This window comes from Nocardia sp. NPDC057440, assembly GCF_042802915.1.
Taxonomy (GTDB): domain Bacteria; phylum Actinomycetota; class Actinomycetes; order Mycobacteriales; family Mycobacteriaceae; genus Nocardia.
The window spans coordinates 1-17774 of the sequence record NZ_JBHVDF010000033.1 but is presented as its reverse complement, the minus strand read 5'-3'; the positions used below and the strand labels follow the sequence as shown (position 1 = coordinate 17774).

The 17774-nt window shown below is 65.8% G+C and carries 20 protein-coding genes; 9 read left to right on the top strand and 11 right to left on the bottom strand.

Annotation, left to right across the window (positions count from 1 at the left end):
* Positions 1-126: 126 nt before the first annotated feature.
* The 6 genes from ACFU4Z_RS35830 to ACFU4Z_RS35805 form a co-directional block, all read right to left on the bottom strand.
* On the bottom strand, positions 127-696 hold the full coding sequence (locus tag ACFU4Z_RS35830) for a vitamin K epoxide reductase family protein (RefSeq protein ID WP_379072666.1): 570 nt from the start codon (positions 694-696) through the stop codon (positions 127-129).
* On the bottom strand, positions 693-1469 hold the full coding sequence (locus ACFU4Z_RS35825) for a DsbA family protein (protein ID WP_379072664.1): 777 nt from the start codon (positions 1467-1469) through the stop codon (positions 693-695). Before ACFU4Z_RS35825 ends, ACFU4Z_RS35830 begins: the two co-directional genes overlap by 4 nt.
* A 183-nt stretch (positions 1470-1652) precedes the next feature.
* Positions 1653-2498, bottom strand: coding sequence for a polyphosphate kinase 2 family protein (locus ACFU4Z_RS35820; RefSeq protein ID WP_379072662.1), 846 nt, complete (start codon positions 2496-2498; stop codon positions 1653-1655).
* A 140-nt stretch (positions 2499-2638) separates the two neighbouring features.
* The gene (locus ACFU4Z_RS35815) at positions 2639-3367 is read right to left on the bottom strand and encodes an ESX secretion-associated protein EspG (RefSeq protein WP_379072660.1); all 729 of its coding nucleotides are present in this window, start codon (positions 3365-3367) and stop codon (positions 2639-2641) included.
* Complete coding sequence (locus tag ACFU4Z_RS35810; protein ID WP_379072658.1) at positions 3364-4056, bottom strand: hypothetical protein; 693 nt, start codon at positions 4054-4056, stop codon at positions 3364-3366. The genes ACFU4Z_RS35815 and ACFU4Z_RS35810 overlap by 4 nt, the downstream gene beginning before the upstream one ends.
* Complete coding sequence (locus ACFU4Z_RS35805; RefSeq protein WP_379072656.1) at positions 4053-4442, bottom strand: hypothetical protein; 390 nt, start codon at positions 4440-4442, stop codon at positions 4053-4055. The genes ACFU4Z_RS35810 and ACFU4Z_RS35805 overlap by 4 nt, the downstream gene beginning before the upstream one ends.
* Positions 4443-4650: 208 nt before the next feature.
* On the opposite strand from ACFU4Z_RS35805, the gene ACFU4Z_RS35800 reads away from it, so the two are divergent.
* The 4 genes from ACFU4Z_RS35800 (at position 4651) to ACFU4Z_RS35785 (ending at position 7175) form a co-directional block, all read left to right on the top strand.
* Positions 4651-5394, top strand: coding sequence for a GntR family transcriptional regulator (locus ACFU4Z_RS35800; protein ID WP_379072654.1), 744 nt, complete (start codon positions 4651-4653; stop codon positions 5392-5394).
* A gap of 85 nt (positions 5395-5479) precedes the next feature.
* Positions 5480-5677, top strand: a complete 198-nt coding sequence (locus tag ACFU4Z_RS35795; RefSeq protein ID WP_379072652.1) for a hypothetical protein — start codon at positions 5480-5482, stop codon at positions 5675-5677.
* A gap of 39 nt (positions 5678-5716) precedes the next feature.
* Positions 5717-6700, top strand: a complete 984-nt coding sequence (locus tag ACFU4Z_RS35790; protein ID WP_379072650.1) for a DUF2637 domain-containing protein — start codon at positions 5717-5719, stop codon at positions 6698-6700.
* Between the two features lie 25 nt (positions 6701-6725).
* Positions 6726-7175: a hypothetical protein gene (locus ACFU4Z_RS35785; RefSeq protein WP_379072648.1), complete on the top strand. Its 450-nt coding sequence runs from the start codon at positions 6726-6728 to the stop codon at positions 7173-7175.
* A gap of 51 nt (positions 7176-7226) precedes the next feature.
* Here the strand turns inward: ACFU4Z_RS35785 and ACFU4Z_RS35780 are convergent, their stop codons facing one another.
* From ACFU4Z_RS35780 to ACFU4Z_RS35765, 4 genes are all read right to left on the bottom strand, one after another.
* On the bottom strand, positions 7227-7859 hold the full coding sequence (locus ACFU4Z_RS35780; protein ID WP_379072646.1) for a class I SAM-dependent methyltransferase: 633 nt from the start codon (positions 7857-7859) through the stop codon (positions 7227-7229).
* Between the two features lie 158 nt (positions 7860-8017).
* A complete protein-coding gene (locus ACFU4Z_RS35775) occupies positions 8018-9268 on the bottom strand; it encodes a saccharopine dehydrogenase family protein (protein WP_379072644.1) in 1251 nt (416 codons plus the stop codon).
* Positions 9269-9299: 31 nt separating this feature from the next.
* Entirely contained in the window at positions 9300-10730 is a 1431-nt protein-coding gene (locus tag ACFU4Z_RS35770; RefSeq protein WP_379072642.1) for an ABC1 kinase family protein, read from the bottom strand.
* 165 nt (positions 10731-10895) lie between these two features.
* A complete protein-coding gene (locus ACFU4Z_RS35765; RefSeq protein ID WP_379072693.1) occupies positions 10896-11579 on the bottom strand; it encodes a TetR/AcrR family transcriptional regulator in 684 nt (227 codons plus the stop codon).
* 273 nt (positions 11580-11852) lie between these two features.
* Here ACFU4Z_RS35765 and ACFU4Z_RS35760 point away from each other — a divergent pair, with 273 nt between their 5' ends.
* The 5 genes from ACFU4Z_RS35760 (at position 11853) to ACFU4Z_RS35740 (ending at position 16018) form a co-directional block, all read left to right on the top strand.
* Positions 11853-13190 (top strand): DUF445 domain-containing protein, encoded by a 1338-nt coding sequence (locus ACFU4Z_RS35760; protein ID WP_379072691.1) that lies wholly within the window; start codon positions 11853-11855, stop codon positions 13188-13190.
* 104 nt (positions 13191-13294) lie between these two features.
* Positions 13295-13798 carry a helix-turn-helix domain-containing protein gene (locus tag ACFU4Z_RS35755; RefSeq protein ID WP_379072640.1) on the top strand — a complete coding sequence of 168 codons (504 nt, stop codon included), beginning with the start codon at positions 13295-13297 and terminating at the stop codon, positions 13796-13798.
* Positions 13795-14454 (top strand): heparin-binding hemagglutinin, encoded by a 660-nt coding sequence (locus tag ACFU4Z_RS35750; protein ID WP_379072638.1) that lies wholly within the window; start codon positions 13795-13797, stop codon positions 14452-14454. Before ACFU4Z_RS35755 ends, ACFU4Z_RS35750 begins: the two co-directional genes overlap by 4 nt.
* A gap of 61 nt (positions 14455-14515) precedes the next feature.
* Positions 14516-14821, top strand: a complete 306-nt coding sequence (locus tag ACFU4Z_RS35745) for a DUF2516 family protein (RefSeq protein WP_328412448.1) — start codon at positions 14516-14518, stop codon at positions 14819-14821.
* Positions 14822-14980: 159 nt separating this feature from the next.
* Complete coding sequence (locus ACFU4Z_RS35740; protein ID WP_379072636.1) at positions 14981-16018, top strand: alpha/beta fold hydrolase; 1038 nt, start codon at positions 14981-14983, stop codon at positions 16016-16018.
* 177 nt (positions 16019-16195) lie between these two features.
* Here the strand turns inward: ACFU4Z_RS35740 and purU are convergent, their stop codons facing one another.
* A complete protein-coding gene (gene purU, locus ACFU4Z_RS35735) occupies positions 16196-17086 on the bottom strand; it encodes a formyltetrahydrofolate deformylase (protein ID WP_379072633.1) in 891 nt (296 codons plus the stop codon).
* Positions 17087-17774: the final 688 nt, after the last annotated feature.

Genomic DNA, 17774 nt, shown 5'->3' with positions numbered 1-17774 from the left:
CCCCTCCCCGCCCTCCTCCGGGGTGTGGTGCGGGGGGGGCCCGCCTATCGCCCCCCCCCCCTACACCCCCGCGGCCCGGGGGGCGGGGGCGGCGCCCCCTCGAATCGACTTGCCGGACTATCGAATTCAGACCAGAGACAGCCAGTAGTCCTGGAAACGCAGGAACACCAGTAGCAGCACCACCGCGTAGAACACCGCCACAAACGTCCACCGCCACTCCGCGATGATGCCGAGCGGTCCGCGCGAGCGGCCCCACAGTTGGTCGGTGACCACCGCGAGCAGCGGTGTGATGATCGCCCACACCACCATGCAGTACGGGCACAGCGCATTGATCCGGTACAGGCTCTGGAAGATCAGCCAGCCGATGAAGGCGACACCGAGCACGGTGCCGAGCCACAGCCCGCCCCAGATCCAGCGCGGAAACCGCACCCCGGCGACCGCGAGGACGCCGAGAGTCACCACCACGGAGAAGCCGACGATGCCGATGATCGGGTTCGGGAACCCGAACGCGGCAGCCTGATCGGTCGCCATCACCGACCCGCAGGACAGAATGGGGTTGATGCTGCAGGACGGCTTGTAATCGGGATCGGTGAACAGCTTGAAGCGCTCGACGGTCAGCGTGACCGAGGCGAGCCAACCGGCGAGCCCGCCGATCAGCAGCACCCACGCGGACCGAGCCGCTGCTGCGTCGTTCACTGACCCGCTGCGGCGGCAATCGCGGGTGCGAGTCCGCCCGGTCCGAAGATCTCCTGGCTGGAGTCGATCTGCTTACCGTTGACGAACACCGACGGGGTGGACTTGATCCCGCTGCCGAGCACGTCCTTGGTCTTGTCCTGGATGTACTTGTCGTACTTGCGATCGGTGATGCACTGGGCAACGGCCGGATCGGTGTAACCGGCGTCCTTGGCGATCTGGATCAGCTTCTCGTCGGGCAGGCCGGTGCCGCCCTCGGCGGGCTGCTGGGCGAACATCGCGGCCAGCCAGGGCAGGTACTTCGACGGATCGGACTCGGCGACGCAATACGACGCGTTCGCCGCGCGTGAGGAGTACTGGGTCGTGGATGCCTTGTCCAAGAAGGCGATCACGTTGTATTCGACCACGGCCGTGCCATTGCCGACGGCATCCTCGAGCACCTTGGAGTTGGCGGCCTCGAAGCCCTTGCACGCCGGGCACTGCAGGTCGGCGACCACGCGGACGGTGACCTTGGCGTCCGGCTTGCCGATGCGGATCGCGCCGTTGTCGGTGATGGAGCCCTGGACCGCGCCGGAACTCTGGCCGGAGGTCGCGATGGCCGGGGTGGCGCCGGGCGCGTTCTTACGATTGTTCTTCACCGCGATGCCGATGCCGATGGCCGCGACGAGACCGATCAGCACGACTGCAACGCCGACCTGAATGAAGATCTTGCGGTTGCGGTCGGCGCGCTCCGCCGCCGCCAACGGATTCTTCTTGCCACCAGGGTTGTTGCTCACCGTGCGTTCACCACGCCTTTCGCTAGCCTGCCGGTTTCCTGCCGCCACGATGGTAGTTCCGAAGCTCTGCCGGGCGTGGTCTGGCACGGCCCACATCATCGTGGGTGAACCTGAGAGATTCCGAAATTTCGGACAGGCAGGCCGTGTGAAGCCCTATGTTGGCAGTCGCATGCGGCGAAGCGGTCAGGCCTGTTCGAGGCGGCGTTTCTGCTCCTCGACTTCGAATTTGGCGGTCGGCCAGTCCAGTTTCAGCTGGTCGAGTGCATCGATGAGCAGCTCGGTGACCGCGAGGCGGGAGAACCATTTGCGGTCGGCGGGAATCACGTGCCACGGCGCGAACTCGGTCGAGGTCCGATCCAGCATCACCTGGTAGGCCTCTTGGTAGGCCGGCCAGTAGGCGCGCTCGTCGATATCGGAGGGGTTGAACTTCCAGTATTTGTCCGGTCGCTCGAGGCGTTCCATGAGCCGTCGCTTCTGCTCGTCCAGCGACACGAACATGGCTACCTTCACCAGCGTGGTGCCCTGGTCGACCAGCTCTTGTTCGAAGGCGTTGATCTCGTCGTAGCGCGGTTCCCATACCTGCGGCGGCACCAGGTTGTGCACCCGCACGACGAGCACGTCCTCGTAATGCGAACGGTCGAACACGCCGAGTTGGCCGGCGCGCGGGAGCGCCGTGCGGATGCGCCACAGGTAATGGTGCTGCTTCTCCTCCTCGGTCGGCACCCCGAACGAGGCGTGATCGACACCCTGCGGGTCCACCGAGCCGATGACGTGCCGGACGATGCCGCCCTTGCCCGCGGTGTCCATGCCCTGCAGCACCAGCAAGACATTGCGGGAGTCGCCGGAACGACCGTTGGCATACAGCTTTTCCTGCAGGCCCGACAGGACTTCGGCGCGTTCGGCCTGCAATATGGCGGCCGTCTTCTTGTCGCCCTTGAATCCGGGCGTGCCGGAGGTGTCCAGATCAGCGATCCGCAGGCCATCGGCCCGCAGGGCGTCGGTGGGCGGAAGAGACCAGTGCTTCGCCATCGGTCCAGCTAACCACGGTGAGCTCCCGATAACGGGTCGTCGGCTCAGCTCGTGTCGGATCGGGACCCATTGATCCAGCGACTTGCCAGTAGTGGCCACGGTGTTGTTTCGAGCAACCCGGCAAGCAGTCGCCGCGGCTGTCAGCGGATCTGCGCGAGGCGCAGGATCTGGTCGGCGAAATCCTCGTCGGAGACGGGGGTGAGCACCAGGTCGTTGGAGGAGGCGAGCAGGTAGCGGCCGTCGCCGGTGAAGTCGAGCCAGCTGCGGTGGCGGGTCGGCGGGGACATGGGATGGTCGGGCTCCACGGTCACGGTGAGGAAACCGCGGCCATCGACCGGTTTTCGGAGCGTTTGGCGGAAACGCGCGGCGCCGTGGTGGCCGTTGGTGACGAAGGGCTCGGTGCGATCCGGGCTCAGCACCGCGTCCTGTGGCTCCCGCATCGGGCCGAGCCTGCCCGCTTGCGCCGGGCCGATGATCTGGACCAGGCGCTGGCCGAGAGTGCGGGCGTGGCACATCTGCACGATCACCTTGTCGGAGGTAGCGACCAGGATGCCCGCGTGATTGTGCACCACAGCGGCGAAGGCGAGGATCGGGTCGGTGTCGCCGGCACCACCGTCGCGCGGCGCGACGGTGCGCTCGCCGGAGACGGTGATGGTTGTCGCGTCGGTGCGGGCGCACATCATGAGCGCGGCGGCGAGGTCAGGATCGGCTTGGCGGGCGAAGCGCTGCGGCAATCGCAGTGCGGCGTATTCGCTTTCGGTGCGGGTGGTGGCCGCGGGCATCATGTTGACGGGGTAGGGCCGACGGTCCAGGCTCGTTTCGTTTTCCCAGACGTGGGTGAATTCGTCCGGAGTGAGAATCCATTTCACTGCGCGCCGCCCCCGCCGACGGAGGTGGGCCGGGCTGGGGTGCCGTCAGCCGAGCCCGAGGGCACCTCTGGCGGGAGCGTGAAGCGGGGGACGCGGTCGCCGGAGGCCGGCATGGTCGGGGTGTAGACGTAAGTCATCGTGTCCTGGACGTCGGCCTGGGTCGTGGCAGCCGCGATGTCGTGTTCCATTCTGCGCTGACCCCCGTGCACGGCCTCCGCGGCCGGGTCCTCCAGCGGACGGTACTCCTTCGGCGGTGGTATGGCAGCCCGAATGGTCTGCGCAGCTTCGCAATTCAGCTCCATCAAGCGCTGCACCGTCCGGCACACCTCGTGCGCTTCGATGCCGGCCTGTACGAATGCGCGGGTGGCCTGCAGTGCGGCGTCGGCCGATCGGCCGGACCAGCGTGCGAATTCGCGGTTGGCGGCGTCGGAGAAGATCTGGAATGCCTCGGCGAGCGCGACGGCGTTGGACTCCCATCCAGCCGCGACCTCGCCGAGTGCGGCCGGATCCAGGGTCTCGTGCACGAGATCCCAGATCTCGCGATGGGTGTAGGCGCCGAACCGCTCCCGTTCGGGGGCGAATGCGGGATCTGTTCCGGCGCTTGCTGTTGCGGCGTCCTTCGTCAGCAGCTGCTGCCGGGTGCGGATGTCGGCGGCGGCCGCTCTGGCCGCATCCCGCGGCGCGGTCACCGTGGCTCCAGGTATTCGGTGACCAGTGCGAGGGCCGCCTTGTTCGCGGCGTCGGCGTCCTCGAACTTCTTGCCTGCCGCCAGGTATGCGGCCTTGTACAGCAGAGCTGTTTCCTGGAGGGCGGTCACCGTGTCCAGGTATTGCCTGCCCTTGTCGCCGAAACCGCGCGTAAGGCCATGTCCTGTCGGCAGATTCGGGAGGCCCGCGATCTCGGTGACGAGATGTCCTGTGCCCATGGCCTTTTGCAGATCATCGACCAGTTTGTCGCAGGCCGCGGCGAGGTTCTCGGCGACGTCTTCGGCAAGCACGAACGGCTTGCCGCCGCCACCGGTGGCCGCCGCGTAGAGTTGCCTGGCCATCCGCTGCCCGGTATCCGGTACCGCCATCTGGGTCGCCCCCTTCTGTTCGGTCCACACCCACCGCACGTGCCGGTCCACACCCACCGCACATACTGGTTTCGCACTCTACCGGTCGGTAAGTCACGGGGTGGCCACCTTTCTTGCGGTCTGCCGCACAGCGCAGTGTGATGTGTGGCACGCCTGTCCGGCTACACTGGCCAGTGGTCTAGGGAGGTTTCGAAGGGGAAGGCGTCCGGTGCCCGAAATCGAAGAAGTACTCCCGAAATATCTCCAGATCTCGGGGTATATCCGCAATCAGATCGAGCGCGGCGAACTGGCTCCCGGCGCCGAAGTGCCGTCCGAGCGGGAGCTCGCGGTGAGCTGGCATGTCGCGCGCCCCACGGCGGCGCGGGCGTTGAATGAGTTGCGGCAGCGGGGGATTGTCGAGTCGCGGCGCGGATCCGGCACGTATGTGGTCGATCGCAGTGCGCTGCCCGCAGCGCGGGAGCGGGGTGATCGGGCGCGGCAATACGGTTCGGCGTACTCCGAGAACGCGTCGGTGACCGTGTTGGAAGCCGGGATGGTCGATGGGCCGGTATGGGTTCGCGAAGGCCTCGCGGTGGCGGTAGGCGGTTCGGTACTCGTCCGGAAGCGGTTGGTGTCCAACGATTCCGGTGTGGCCGAGCTCGCGACATCCTGGTTTTCGGCCGCGCTCGCCGAGATCGCACCGGGGCTGCTCGACGCCGAGCGGCTGGCGGGTGGCACTGTCGGGTATCTCGAGTCCGTCACCGACCATCGCGTGTCGTATGCCCGCGATCGGGTGAGCGCGCGTCTTGCCACGGCCGACGAACGTCGCCACTTCGCCCTGTCCCGTCCGGCCGCGGTGCTCGTCTACCGGTTGGCGCTGCACGAGGCCGATGACGCCGTCCTGCAATTCGACGAGGTGGTCTACCCGCCTGACCGCTGGGAGTTCCAGCAGGAGTATTCCACCCGCTCGTAGCCTGTTTCTGCATTGACAGCCACCCCGCACAACTGGCATAGTCCACTTGTCGGGAGTGGCATAGGCCAATGGGTGGGAGGGCGCGATGTTCGATCAACTGACCATCGGTAGCTGGGTAGTCGTAGGGGAGCACTGCTCCGTCCGTCGTGCACCCTTGCGTCGAGACGACTACCTCACATTCATCTTCGAAAGCGGCGGAAGTGAATTCGAATTCGCCCTGGCGCCGGAGATGCTCCGCCGCATGGTCGACCTCGGCGCCGCGCCACTGCCTGAGCCCGACTGAGCCGCAACTACCTCCGAATTGCTTTGTGGCGGTGGTGAAATGACATGCAGCAAATTGTCTGCAATCGACATTTCCCTACCGCGCATGACACGCCCGGCGCTGCCTCGGGCAAAACCCTTCGAGGGCAACCGAGACTGGACCGCCGTGGGTTCGGAAAGGCGAGCTCGCCTCTCGGGACAATCTTTACCGGTCAGCCCGGGGGCGGCGTCGATTGGTGCGGGATCGCCATCGGCCCATCGTTCTCGTTCGGGGGCGGCTCGGTATGTATTGCCCCATGGCCTCGATGTGCACGACGACGTACACGCTACGCTCCCCACCATGACGACGATCACACCTGTGATGGCGGAGGAATTCGACGGAACACCCGCACCAATGTCCGGTGCGTCCATTGCGAACTGGCGGCGCTGGCTCAAGCCGCGTCCAGCGCATGCGTCGCTGGTTGTCACTGCTGTCGTGGCGGTCAAGGCATTCGAAATGTCCTTTGCCGCTTTGCATGGTCTAGCCATCACAAACCACGTTCTACCTGAACTAGCCTCGAACGTGCCGATCGCGATCGACGGTCTGGTGATCGGTTCCATGATCGCCACCGCTTCGTTCAGGAAATTGAGTGCGGGCTGGTGGTACGCGACGGGGCTGTTCGTGCTGTCGACACTGGTATCGGTTGCCGGGAACATCGAGTACGCGCGCGAGATCGGCGGTGGCACAGTGTCGGTGGCCATTTACGCGGGTATGCCCCTTGCGCTGCTGTTCGCAGTGCATCTCACGCTGATGCTGTGGGAGCAGGGACCCGCGGACGGACGCGCCGAACTCGCTACCGCGCCGCGGCGCTCCAGCGTGTCGGCGTCGACCAAGTCCGATACCGAAGCCGAAACGGCGCCGATGCGGCTCGACCCGATCGACATCGTCCCGAATACCGAACTGATCGCCGTGCCGTTCACCACCGAACAGCCGGTGCAGGCTAAGATCACCTCGATCAAGGCGTCCGAGGGCCGACACCTGGTCCCGGCATCAGTCCGTGCGTGATCGTACGAGTTCGAATACTTCAGTCATGCTCGAATTCTTCGATGGAGTAGCCATGCCTTTTATCGTTTGGCAGGACCAGGGTATTGATCAGTTCCGGGAAGTAGGAGGCCGATTGGCGGCGGTCATCCTCAGTACCGTCGACCGATCCACAGCTTTGAATCAGCTCACCGAAGCGGCGGATAGCGCGGAAGCGTTCACCGATCTGTTGATCGAATATTCCAGTCGATGGTTCCACGAGAGCGGTGGGCAATCGATTCTGATCGGGCCCGAGCTTTTCTGGCTGCTGTCGGAGCCCAACCCGCGGCAGGCGAACAACACCATGATTCGAAGCCACGAATCACACCCGACGCTCGAGTACACGGTGAGCCAGCGTGGCCGCAAGTTGTTGGTGACCTGCGTTCTCGAGGCACTGGCGCAAAGCCAGTGGCTACCGGGGAGCATCAACGAGAACGGTGAGTTCAGTATGTCCGGATAGCGGACCACAGCACCGAGTTTCCGCGTGCCCGACCAGTGCGAGCAGCCCGACTCACTCCGGGCGACTGGCGCTCACGTACTGCAGCAGGCGGTGCACCCGCTGGTCGATATCTACTAATCCGTTCGTGGCGAACAACTTCGGGAAGATGTCATTGTCGAAGACGCGCAGGCCGCTCCAGCCGCCCACAATGCGGCTGGCGTGGCCGAACGGGTTGTCGGCCCGGTGGCTGGTGGTGATGGCTATCCGGCCGCCGGGTGCCAGGACGCGGATCATTTCGCGGGTGGCGGCGATCGGGTCGGGAATGAGGTAGAGGGCGCCGAAGCAGCAGACGGCGTCGAAGGCGCCGTCGGCGAAGGGGAGCCGGCGGGCGTCGCCGCGAAGGTAGCCGACGCGGGGGCCCGCGTTGTCGGTGACGGCGCGGGCGAGCATCGGGGCGGAGTAGTCGAGGCCGATCGCGTACCCGTCGCCGCCGAGTGCGCTGCTCAAATGTTGGGTGAAATTGCCTGGGCCGCAGGCGATGTCGAGGACTTTCTTGGAGCCTTCGAGGTGCAGGGCGGTGACGGCGTCGCGGCGGTCGGCGGCGGTGGTGCGGCCGCTGGCCAGATAGAAAAGGGCTGGCCGCCAGGCTCTTTCGTATACCGCCGCCAGCGCGGGGGCGTTCATGGTGCGTCTGGCGAGATTCACGGGGGCATCCTCGGTTCGGTCGCTATCGATGCGATGTCTGATCGAGGACGGCCGCGCTGAATCTGCTGGAATTCCATGGGCGCTCCTCGTCATCGGGGAGTCGGAATAGGCGGTCCGGGCGGTGACCATGTCTCGATCACCGCCCGCCGCAAGGGAAATCAGGTTCGGTCGACCTCGATGGTGATCCCTGCCGCGCGCAGCCGATCGGTGAGTGCGTCACCCATGGCCGCCGCGGGGGTGAGAATCCCTGCCAGTTCGGGCTGCTTGTCGCTGTCGAAGGCCAGGCACAGGCCCGCTTCGCCGAGCATCACCGCGGTCGCCTGGTAGCCGGGGTCGCCGGTGCCCGCGAAGGTCGCGACGTATTTGGCCCCCGAAGAGGTGCGCGCGAAGGTCTTCATGGTGAACCACCCACTGGTGCGGGCTTTTTCGCTCGGCCCGGTGCCGGGCTTCGGCAGCACCCGGTCCAGCAGCTTGCGGCCCACCGCGACTCGCGACAGCACCGCGCCCGCCGCCATGGTGGCCACGATGCCGCCCGCCATGCCCGCCGCGACCAGCGGAGCGACCGGAGATTTGCCCGCGCTCATCACCTCGCGGTAGCGGAAGTTCTTGCCGTACACCCAGCCGAGCAGGCCGTTGGTGCGGCGGACGATCTTGGTGTTGTGCGAGCCCATGATGAAGGTCGCGACCCAACCGTCCAGGCTCGGGTCGATGCTGCTTGCCCGCTGCAAGGCCTGATCGGACTGGCGGCCCACATCGGGATCCATCGACTTGTCGGGGCTCAGCGAGTACGGGTGCGACAGCACTCGGCCTTTGGACGGGTCTTCGGCGATGGCTTCCATCATCGCGCGGCCGGAGTCGATGGTGCCGCCGCTCGCGCCGCCCTTGAGCCAGGCGACGAGCGTGGTCTCCTCCAGTTCGCCGGTGTTGTCGGCGACCGAATGCTTGTAGAGCTGGTACACGCTGATATCCGACGGAATCGAGTCGTAGCCGCAGGAATTCACGATCTTCGCGCCGGTGGTCGCGGCCTGCTCGTGGAACTGATCGATCGCGTCCCTGATGAACAGCGGCTCGCCGGTGAGGTCGGCATAGTGGGTGCCCGCCTTCGCGCAGGCGGCCACCAATGGCAGGCCGTAGCGCAAGTACGGACCGACGGTGGTGACCACGACGGTGGTCCGCGCGGCCAGCGCATCGAGTGCGGCTTGATCGGTGGAATCGGCCACGACCAGTTCCCAGCCCGCGGCGGCGGGGCCGATTTCATCGCGCACCTTCGTCAGCTTGTCCAGCGATCGCCCGGCCAGTGCGATGCGCGCCGACTCGGGCGCGGCGCCTGCCAGGTACTCCGCGGTGAGCTTGCCGACGAAACCTGTTGCGCCGAATAGCGTGAGGTCGAATTCTCGTGTGTCTGCCATCGTTACCTGCTCCCGATCGGTGCTGTGTGCGTTATGCCTTGTCCCGTACGGGCTTCTTCGCCCGGGCCCGAGGCTTTTTCGGCGGAACCGGCGGGTGCTCGGCGAGCCATTGGTGATGAATCTGTCCGAGTTCGGTGACCGGTGGTTCGTCGTAGATCCACTCGCGGGAAATGCGATGCCAGTTCGCGGTGCATTCGAGTTGCCCGAGCATGCCGAAGGTCAGGAAGTCGGCGCGGCGCGAGAACAGATGCTCCGGCGGCAGGTTCTGCTGCTTCATCCCGGCGAACTCGCTGGCCCTGGGGTCGACGGCGAGCAGGAACGCGCCGCTGGCCAATTCGGGGGTGATCGTCAGCTCCTCGTCGAGCAAGCACCATTCCGACGCGGCGAGCACATATTCCAGACATTCCTCCGCGCCGATCTCCTCGGGCGAATCGATGACGCCACGCTCGATCATCAACCGCCGCAGGTCTTCGGCGCGATCCTCGGCCGCCGCGCGCAGGCAGATCGTCTCGAAGCGCACGTGCTCCGCATCCATCCGGTTGAACAGGCCGAAATCCAGGAACGCGACCTTGCCGTCGGTGGCGAGCAGCACGTTGCCCGGATGCGGGTCGCCGCAGAACTCGTTGAAGGTGAACAGCGAGCCGACGTAGAACCGGTAGATGATCTCGCCGATCCGGTTGCGCTCCGCATCGGGCAGCCTGCGGATGGCTTCGAAGCCAATGCCCTCCACGTATTCGCTGACCAGGACCCGGGTGGTGCTGAGTTCCGGCATCGAGCGCGGCACCCGGATGAACGGGTGGCCCGCGTAGACCTCGGCGATCTGCAGCTGGGTGTTGGCTTCGGCCTGGTAGTCGAGCTCGCTCTCCATGTTCAGCCGCAGTTCGTCGAGCACCGCCGGGGTCACCCACGGCATCGCCGATTGCAGCACCCGCCGGAACATGGCCAGGTTCTTGAGATCCGCGCGGACTGCCGCGTCGATGCCGGGGTACTGCACTTTCACCGCGACCCGCCGACCGTCGTGCAGCGTGCCGCGATACACCTGGCCGATGGAGGCCGCCGCGATCGGCGTCGATTCGAATTCGGCGAACACCCGGTGGAGCGGCTGCCCGAAATCTTCCTCGATCACCCGGCGCATCGATTCGAACGACACCGTCGGTGCGGCGTCGCGCAGGACGGCGAGGCGCTTCTGGAAGCGTTCCCGGTGGTCTTCGGGTACCAGGTCGAGATCGAGCACGGACATCATCTGGCCCAGTTTCATGGCCACGCCCTTCATGGTCCCCAGGACCATGACCACCTGCTCGGTGGTGCGGATCATCGACTCTTCGGCCATTTTGGCCCGCACGGCGTCGGACCTTCCTCGCATCGATAGCCGCGTGCGTTGCGTCCGGATGACCGAGCTGGCTGCGACCGCACCCAGCTTGGTGCCACGAGCAAGCCGGGAAGTCGGCACTTGCTTCGCCATCGAGGTACCTCCATTGGTGCCAACGCGCGGGGCGGTGACGCAGCCCACTCGGCGCACCGCTCGGGTTCAGACTAGCCAACGAATCCGCAAAGTCGAGCACGGCGGTGAACTTCAGCTAGCGGCCCAGCTAGCACCCTATGGAGGCGCCCGAAGTCGGGCGGTTGATCAGTTTCCCGAGTCGGTATCGAAGGTCGGCAGCACATGCGGCTGCGCGTTGAAGACCTCGCGCGACCCGTTGGCCCGCGCCATTCCGTCGATGGCGCTCCAGGCCATCATCGTGAGGTAGTCGATGACCTGTTCGCGGGACATGGACTTGTTGGTCGTCCACCAGTGGGTGGCCAGCTGGATCCCGCCGACCAGCACATAGGACCACAGCAGGGCGCCTTCGGTGTCGATGCCCTTCGCGCCGGCGCGGTCGGTGATGACCACGGAGACGACTTCCGCGAAGAGCTTCTCGAACTCCGCGAGCGAGGATTGGTCGGCCGAGCCGTTGCCCATGATGAAGCGGTAGACCTCGGGGTCCTCGTCGACGGTGCCGACGTAGGCCGAGAGGGCCGAGCGCACCAGCTGGTACTCGTCGGCGTCGAGGCTGATCGCCTCGTAGACCCTCGGCATCAGCGTGGTTTCGATGAACCGCTGCATGGTGGCGTGGACCAGGTCGTTCTTATCGGAGAAGTATCGGTAGAGGACGGTTTTGGAGACGCCGATCTCGGCGGCGATCTCGTCCATGCCCGCATTGCTGCCCCGGGCGCGGATCGCGGCGAGGGTCCCGTCGACCAGCTCTTCGCGCCGGTCGATCTTGTGCTGCCGCCATCGGCGCTTGCGGCCGTCCGTCCGGCCGGTGCGCACCGCTGCCGGTCGCTCGGCGCGCTCGCCGACGTCGACAAGGTCTTCGGTGGACAGCGTGAGCTCCCTCGTTCGTAGGGTTCGGGCTTCGAGCCGTTGGGCTCCTCGGACCACAAGCTTAGGTCCAGCCAACCGGTGAGATGTGCGTTTGGGTCGCTGATGCGGCAGGAACCACATATTTGCCGAGCGGAACAGGGCGTGGCGCGGGTGTGTCGTCACACGTCGCCTGCGCTGCGCCGGGCCGGGCCGAGCGCCGGGCACAGCAGAATGGAAGGCATGGAGAAAGCTCCCGGCAACATCGCGGTCCTCGACACGCGCACCCGGCCTGCCGCAGCGGCACCCAATACCTTCGCGGCCTTCGTGGACGAGGAGGGCAAGAAGCGGGACCTGTTCCGAATGAAGGCACTGGCCACCGGGTTGCTGGCCTTTGCGACGGTGATCTACCTGCTCTGCCGTTGGCTGGAATCACGCGGTTCGGGTGGCGACTGGGTCGGCTATGTGCGCGCGGCCTCGGAGGCGGGCATGGTCGGCGCGCTGGCCGATTGGTTCGCCGTGACCGCGCTGTTCCGGCATCCGCTCGGCCTGCCGATTCCACACACCGCGATCATCCGCAAGAAGAAGGATCAGCTCGGCGCGAGTCTGGGTTCCTTCGTCGGGTCGAACTTTCTTGCTCCGGACGTGGTTTCGGCGAAGGTGACCTCGGCGCAGATCTCCTGGCGGGTCGGGCGCTGGATGGCGGATTCCGGCCACGCCGCGCGGGTGGCCGAGGAGAGTTCGACCATCCTGCGTGCCGTAGTCGGCGTGCTGCGTGACGAGGACGTCGAGCAGATCATCGACAACACGATCGTCAAGCGGATCGCCGAACCGCTGTGGGGTCCGCCGATCGGCAGGGTGCTTGCCGAACTGCTGGCCGACAATCGGCAGCTTCCGCTGCTCGACATGCTTGCCGAGCGTGCTCATCAGTGGGCGCTGGCCAGCCAGGAGACGATCGACCGGATTGTTTTGCGTGATGCTCCGCAGTGGGCGCCGAAATTCGTAAACATTCTGCTTTCAGAAAAGATCTATCGGGAACTGGTCGAGTTCACCTGGAAGGTCCGTTCGAATCCCGAGCACGAGGTGCGCCTCGCGGCGAATCGGTTCCTCGAGGAATTCGCCTACGACTTGCAGCACGACGACGCGATGATCAAGAAGGCCGAGCGGATCAAGGCGCAGGTGATGGGTCGCGAGGAAATCACCGGCATGGCCGAGGCGACCTGGCGCGCTGCCAAGCGGCTGATCTTGGAATCAGCGGATGATCCCAGCAGTACGCTGCGTAGGAAGGTTGCCGAGAACGTGCAGCAGCTCGGTGAGCGGCTGCGTGACGACGACGAGATGCGCGCAAAGGTCGACGGCTGGATCGACCGGGGGGCGCGCTATTTGGTGGGAAACTATGCAGGAGAGATCACGACCCTGGTCACCGATACGGTTGCCAGGTGGGATGCCGAGGAGGCGAGCAAGAAGATCGAATTGCAGGTTGGGCGCGATCTGCAATTCATTCGCATCAACGGAACGGTGGTCGGATCGCTGGCAGGGCTTGCGATCTACACGATTTCGCAGCTGCTGTTCCACGGCTGAAGCATAGAGCGCCGAATGTTTGCTGGAAGAGTGCTAACAGGGTGCTTGCAATAGTTAGCACCCTCATTTAGGATTGACACCGTACAACCGCCAGAAGGTGAGTGATGGCAGACCAGCCCGAGGTTTCCGCCGAGTACACCGACAGTTCGGCCGAGCAATCGGCAGGCGTCGGAGAAAAGGCGGCCCGCGTCGTGAACGCGGCGCACGACATCGGAGGGTTCATCAGGGCACAGCGAGAAGCTGCGCAAGTCTCGCTGCGTCAGCTCGCCACCCTTGCGGGAGTGAGCAATCCATATCTCAGTCAGATCGAGCGCGGATTGCGCAATCCGTCCGCCGAGGTACTCACGCAGATCGCCAAGGCGCTGCGGGTGTCCTCGGAGGTGTTGTACGTACGGGCTGGCTATCTCGAGCAGCGGGCGCACAGTCCGATCCGGGATGCCCTGCTTGCCGATACGTCGATCAGCGAACGGCAAAAGCAGGTCCTGCTGGACATCTATGAATCGTTTCGCCGCGAAAACGGAGGGAACGAGTCAGGGGGGGATCAATGGGACAGCGAAGTTCCGCTTACGACAACCGACACTCCGCCACGCCAGGAGAACGAAGAATGACTGAGAAGAACCAGACCACCAAGCCGCTGTTCGCCACTGTCGGCGCGGGCGACGCGGTCTACGCCGCGGTGCTCGACGCTGTCACTCAGGTGCGTGAGCGTGCCGCCACCGCCGATGTGCCCGGCCGCGTCGAAGAGGCTCGTGAGCGCTTCGCAAACGTGCCCGCCGACGTGCAGGCCCAGTTCGAGACGCTGCGCGAGCGGTTGTCCGGGCTGCCTTCGGAACTGCCGGAGGACCTCGCCGAGCTCCGCGAGAAGTTCACCCCCGAGGAACTGCGCACGCTCGCCGAGAAGTACTACGCCAAGGTCCTCGACCTGTACGCGGACCTGGCCGTTCGCGGCGAGGAGACCGTCGAGCGGCTGCGCGCCAACCACCTGGTCGAGGATCAGATCGAGCGCGTGGAGACCCTGTACACCGACGCGGTCAGCCGCGCGGAGGACGTGCTCGGCAAGGTCAACGACCTGCTCGGCCGTCCGGCCAAGGATGAGGCCGAGGACGAGGTCGTCGCCGAGCCGGTCGTCGAGGCCGAGGTGCTGACGGTGACCACCGAGACCGCGCCCGCCGCGGCCGAGGAGCCTGTTGCCGCGAAGGCGCCGGCCAAGAAGGCCCCCGCCAAGAAGGCTCCGGCCAAGAAGGTTGCTCCCAAGAAGGTGTAATCGCCTGACGCACAATCGACGACCCCGCGTACCCCTGGTGCGCGGGGTCGTTGCTTCTATGATGGGTGGGGTGAATGTGGCGCAGGATTTGACCGGCATGATCTTGTTCGTGCTGCGGCTGGTAGCACTCGGTGCGACGATCTTCGCGCTGATTCACGCCATACGGCAGCGGCCGGACGCCTTCACCGCGGTGGACAAGCTGACCAAGCCGATCTGGATCGCGATCCTCGCCGCGGCGCTGTTGTTCCTGCTGCTTTCGCTGACGGTCACGAGTTTGCTCGCACTCATCGCGATCATCGCGACCGGCATCTACCTGGCCGATGTGCGGCCGAAGGTGGACGAGATTCAGCGCGGTCCGCGCTGGTAGAGCGGAATTCCGCAGCCATTGGGCAGAGTCGGACGGTGTCCGTCCGTAGCCCCGCGCCGGGGGACGAAGGCGCAGCGGCCGCACTTTCTTGGTGCTAGCTCTAGCTAGCAGCGCGAATCGGGGTTACTGTATCGAGCAGTAACACAAAGGAGTGTCCCGATGCGTGCAATGCTGCCGTCTGCGTTGGCGAACCTCCCGGAACATATCCGGGGCCTGCTCGACGTACACCGCGCCAACCTGCGGAACCGTACCTATGCGACCGCGGCGCTGAACCCGCCGACCGTCGCGCATCAGGTGATTCCCGTGACCACCGCCGACGGCGCAAAGCTGCGGGTGCACGCATACGGACCGGCCGATGGACAGGTGATCGTGCTCGTGCACGGCTGGACCTGCGCCATCGAATACTGGAACGCACAGATCAACGCGTTCGCGGGCGAGTACCGCGTGATCGCCTACGACCAGCGCGGGCACGGAGAGAGCGAATTCGGTTCCAGCCCGCTGACCACCGATCTGCTCGCCGACGATCTGGCCGCCGTCCTCGCGGCCGCCCTGCGTCCCGGCCACAAGGCCGTGCTGGTCGGGCACAGCCTCGGCGGAATGACGCTGCAGGCCTGGGCCGGACGGTATCCCGGGCGGGTCGCCGAGCAGGCGCTCGCGGTGCTGCTGACCAACACCGCCCCGCACGGGCTGGTCGCAACGACCACGGTCGTGCCGCTGTTCAACCGACCGCTCCCGCTGCTGAAGCTCCGGATTCCCTTGCCCGCCTTCATCGGCCGCCTCGGACTCGGCGCGCCCATCGTCTTCCCGCCGCTCGCTCCGGTGCGCTGGCTCTTCGCCAGGCAGATCATGACCCTCGCCGCCACCGACGACGAAATCGACTTCAGCATGGCCATCGTGCGCTCCTGCCCAGCCCGCGTGCGCGCCGAGTTCGGCATCTTGCTCGCGGAGATGGACCTCGGCGAATCGGCACGAAACCTGGTGGTGCCCACAACCGTCCTCGCGGGATCCCTCGACGACATGACACCACCCGCCCACTCGGAGCTGATCGCCGAAATGCTCAGCGAAACAGGCAGCCTGGTCAAATACGAGGTACTGAACACCGGCCACCTCGGCAACGCCGAGGCCCACGCCCGCTTCAACGAAGAACTCACCGAGGTCCTCGAATCCGCCCGCACACCAGCAGAAGCCGTAGGCTGACCACCCGCCGGACATCGACGGTAGTCGAATGGTGGCTCGAACCGAACCCTGAAACCGCCATTTGACTACGTCGATGCCGGAACTGGGTGGACCGCAACGACATACCTGTCATGGGAGGTGTGAAGTCGCTGCCAGGGGGTGGGGACGGCGGTTGCCGTTGGGCAGTGGGTGTTTTGGTCAGTTGAAGACGACTGTGCGGCGGCCGTGGACCAGGACTCGGGCTTCCAGGTGCCAGCGCAGGCCGCGCGCCAGGACTACGCGTTCGATGTCGCGGCCCTGGCGGACCATGTCGCGGACCTCATCAGCGTGGTCGATGCGGATGACGTCCTGTTCGATGATCGGGCCTGCGTCCAGTTCCGCGGTGACGTAGTGGCAGGTGGCGCCGATCAGTTTGACGCCGCGGGCGAAAGCCTGGTGGTAGGGGCGGGCGCCGACGAACGACGGCAGGAAGCTGTGGTGGATATTGATTGCCCGGCCTGCCCAGTGCTCGGTGAGCTCGGGGGGAAGCACCTGCATGAATCGGGCGAGCACGACCGCGTGCGGGTCGTGCGCGTCGACGAGTGCTCGCACTTCCTCGAACGCGGGGCCGCGTTCGGCCGGGTCCTTCGGGAACGGCACATAGTGGAACTTCACGCCGTGCGCCTCGGTCATGCCTGCCAGGTCGGGATGGTTGCCGATGACCGCCTCGATGGTGGCGGGCAGCTCACCGCTCGCGGCGCGGCCGAGCAGATCGTGCAGGCAGTGTCCGTCCTTGCTGACCAGCAGCACCGCGCGCCGCCGCTCCCCGGAATCGAGCAGCTGCCATTCCGTCTCCAGCCCCAGCTCCGCGGCCACTCCCGCGAACCGGTCCCGCAGCTCCGCGATCCCGAACGGCACCGTCGAAGCCTTGATCGCCTGCCGGGTGAAAAACCACCCACTGTCGACGTCGGAGTGGTAACCGGCCTCCACGATCGACCCGCCGAACTCGGCGATGAACGAGGTGATTCGAGCGATGATGCCCGGGCGGTCCGGGCAGCCGAGGCTGAGCACGAAACGACGGTCGTCGAGAGCGGATGGAGCGGAACTCATCGACACATCCTCCCAGGTCGCTCCACGCCCCATCCGCCCGCCTCACGCAACGGGAGTGCATCCACCAAAGCCGCGAGCATCCGTATCGCGCGCCTCTCGGCACGATGATGTCTTTCGAGCGCAGCGAGACCGAGCACTGGAGTTCGCACCCCCGCCCCACCTCCACAGCAGCCCAAGCCCATGCGACGAAGTGGCGACTATCGGCACCGGCGCCCCTTCTCGGCACGTTGGCACCTTCCGAGCGCAGCGGGATCGGGCACTGGAGTTCGAGGCCCCTGTCCCCGTCCACAACAGCCGAAGCGCATCGACCGGAGTCGCAAGTTCCGCTACCGACGCTCCCACTCGGCACGATGACGCCTTCCGCGCAGTGAGATCGAGCCTGGAGTTCGCGGCGGCCGGTCTCGCCTCCGAGCAGCTGAAGCACACGCGCCGAAGTCGCAACTATCCGCACCGACGCCCCTTCTCAGCGCATTGGCACCTTCCCGGCGCAGCGAGACCCGGAACGAGAGTTCGCCGCCCCGTCCCAACTCCACAGCAGCCCAAGACCATCCACCGAAGTCGCAAGTTCCGCTACCGACGCCCCCACTCGGCACGATGACACCTTCCGAGCGAAGCGAGACCCAGCACTAGAGTTCGCGGCCCGTCTCGCTTCCGAGCCGTCGAAGCGCACGCGCCGAAGGCGCAAGTC

Bases quoted from the DNA above. Each gene is read 5' to 3' on its own strand.
- purU (WP_379072633.1), bottom strand. From the start codon at position 17,086: ATGAGTTCCGCTCCATCCGCTCTCGACGACCGTCGTTTCGTGCTCAGC.
- ACFU4Z_RS35775 (WP_379072644.1), bottom strand. From the start codon at position 9,268: ATGGCAGACACACGAGAATTCGACCTCACGCTATTCGGCGCAACAGGT.
- ACFU4Z_RS35805 (WP_379072656.1), bottom strand. From the start codon at position 4,442: ATGGCGGTACCGGATACCGGGCAGCGGATGGCCAGGCAACTCTACGCG.
- ACFU4Z_RS35820 (WP_379072662.1), bottom strand. From the start codon at position 2,498: ATGGCGAAGCACTGGTCTCTTCCGCCCACCGACGCCCTGCGGGCCGAT.
- ACFU4Z_RS35745 (WP_328412448.1), top strand. From the start codon at position 14,516: ATGGGTGGGGTGAATGTGGCGCAGGATTTGACCGGCATGATCTTGTTC.
- ACFU4Z_RS35740 (WP_379072636.1), top strand. From the start codon at position 14,981: ATGCGTGCAATGCTGCCGTCTGCGTTGGCGAACCTCCCGGAACATATC.
- ACFU4Z_RS35770 (WP_379072642.1), bottom strand. From the start codon at position 10,730: ATGGCGAAGCAAGTGCCGACTTCCCGGCTTGCTCGTGGCACCAAGCTG.
- ACFU4Z_RS35760 (WP_379072691.1), top strand. From the start codon at position 11,853: ATGGAGAAAGCTCCCGGCAACATCGCGGTCCTCGACACGCGCACCCGG.
- ACFU4Z_RS35785 (WP_379072648.1), top strand. From the start codon at position 6,726: ATGCTCGAATTCTTCGATGGAGTAGCCATGCCTTTTATCGTTTGGCAG.
- ACFU4Z_RS35795 (WP_379072652.1), top strand. From the start codon at position 5,480: ATGTTCGATCAACTGACCATCGGTAGCTGGGTAGTCGTAGGGGAGCAC.
- ACFU4Z_RS35750 (WP_379072638.1), top strand. From the start codon at position 13,795: ATGACTGAGAAGAACCAGACCACCAAGCCGCTGTTCGCCACTGTCGGC.
- ACFU4Z_RS35790 (WP_379072650.1), top strand. From the start codon at position 5,717: ATGACATGCAGCAAATTGTCTGCAATCGACATTTCCCTACCGCGCATG.
- ACFU4Z_RS35755 (WP_379072640.1), top strand. From the start codon at position 13,295: ATGGCAGACCAGCCCGAGGTTTCCGCCGAGTACACCGACAGTTCGGCC.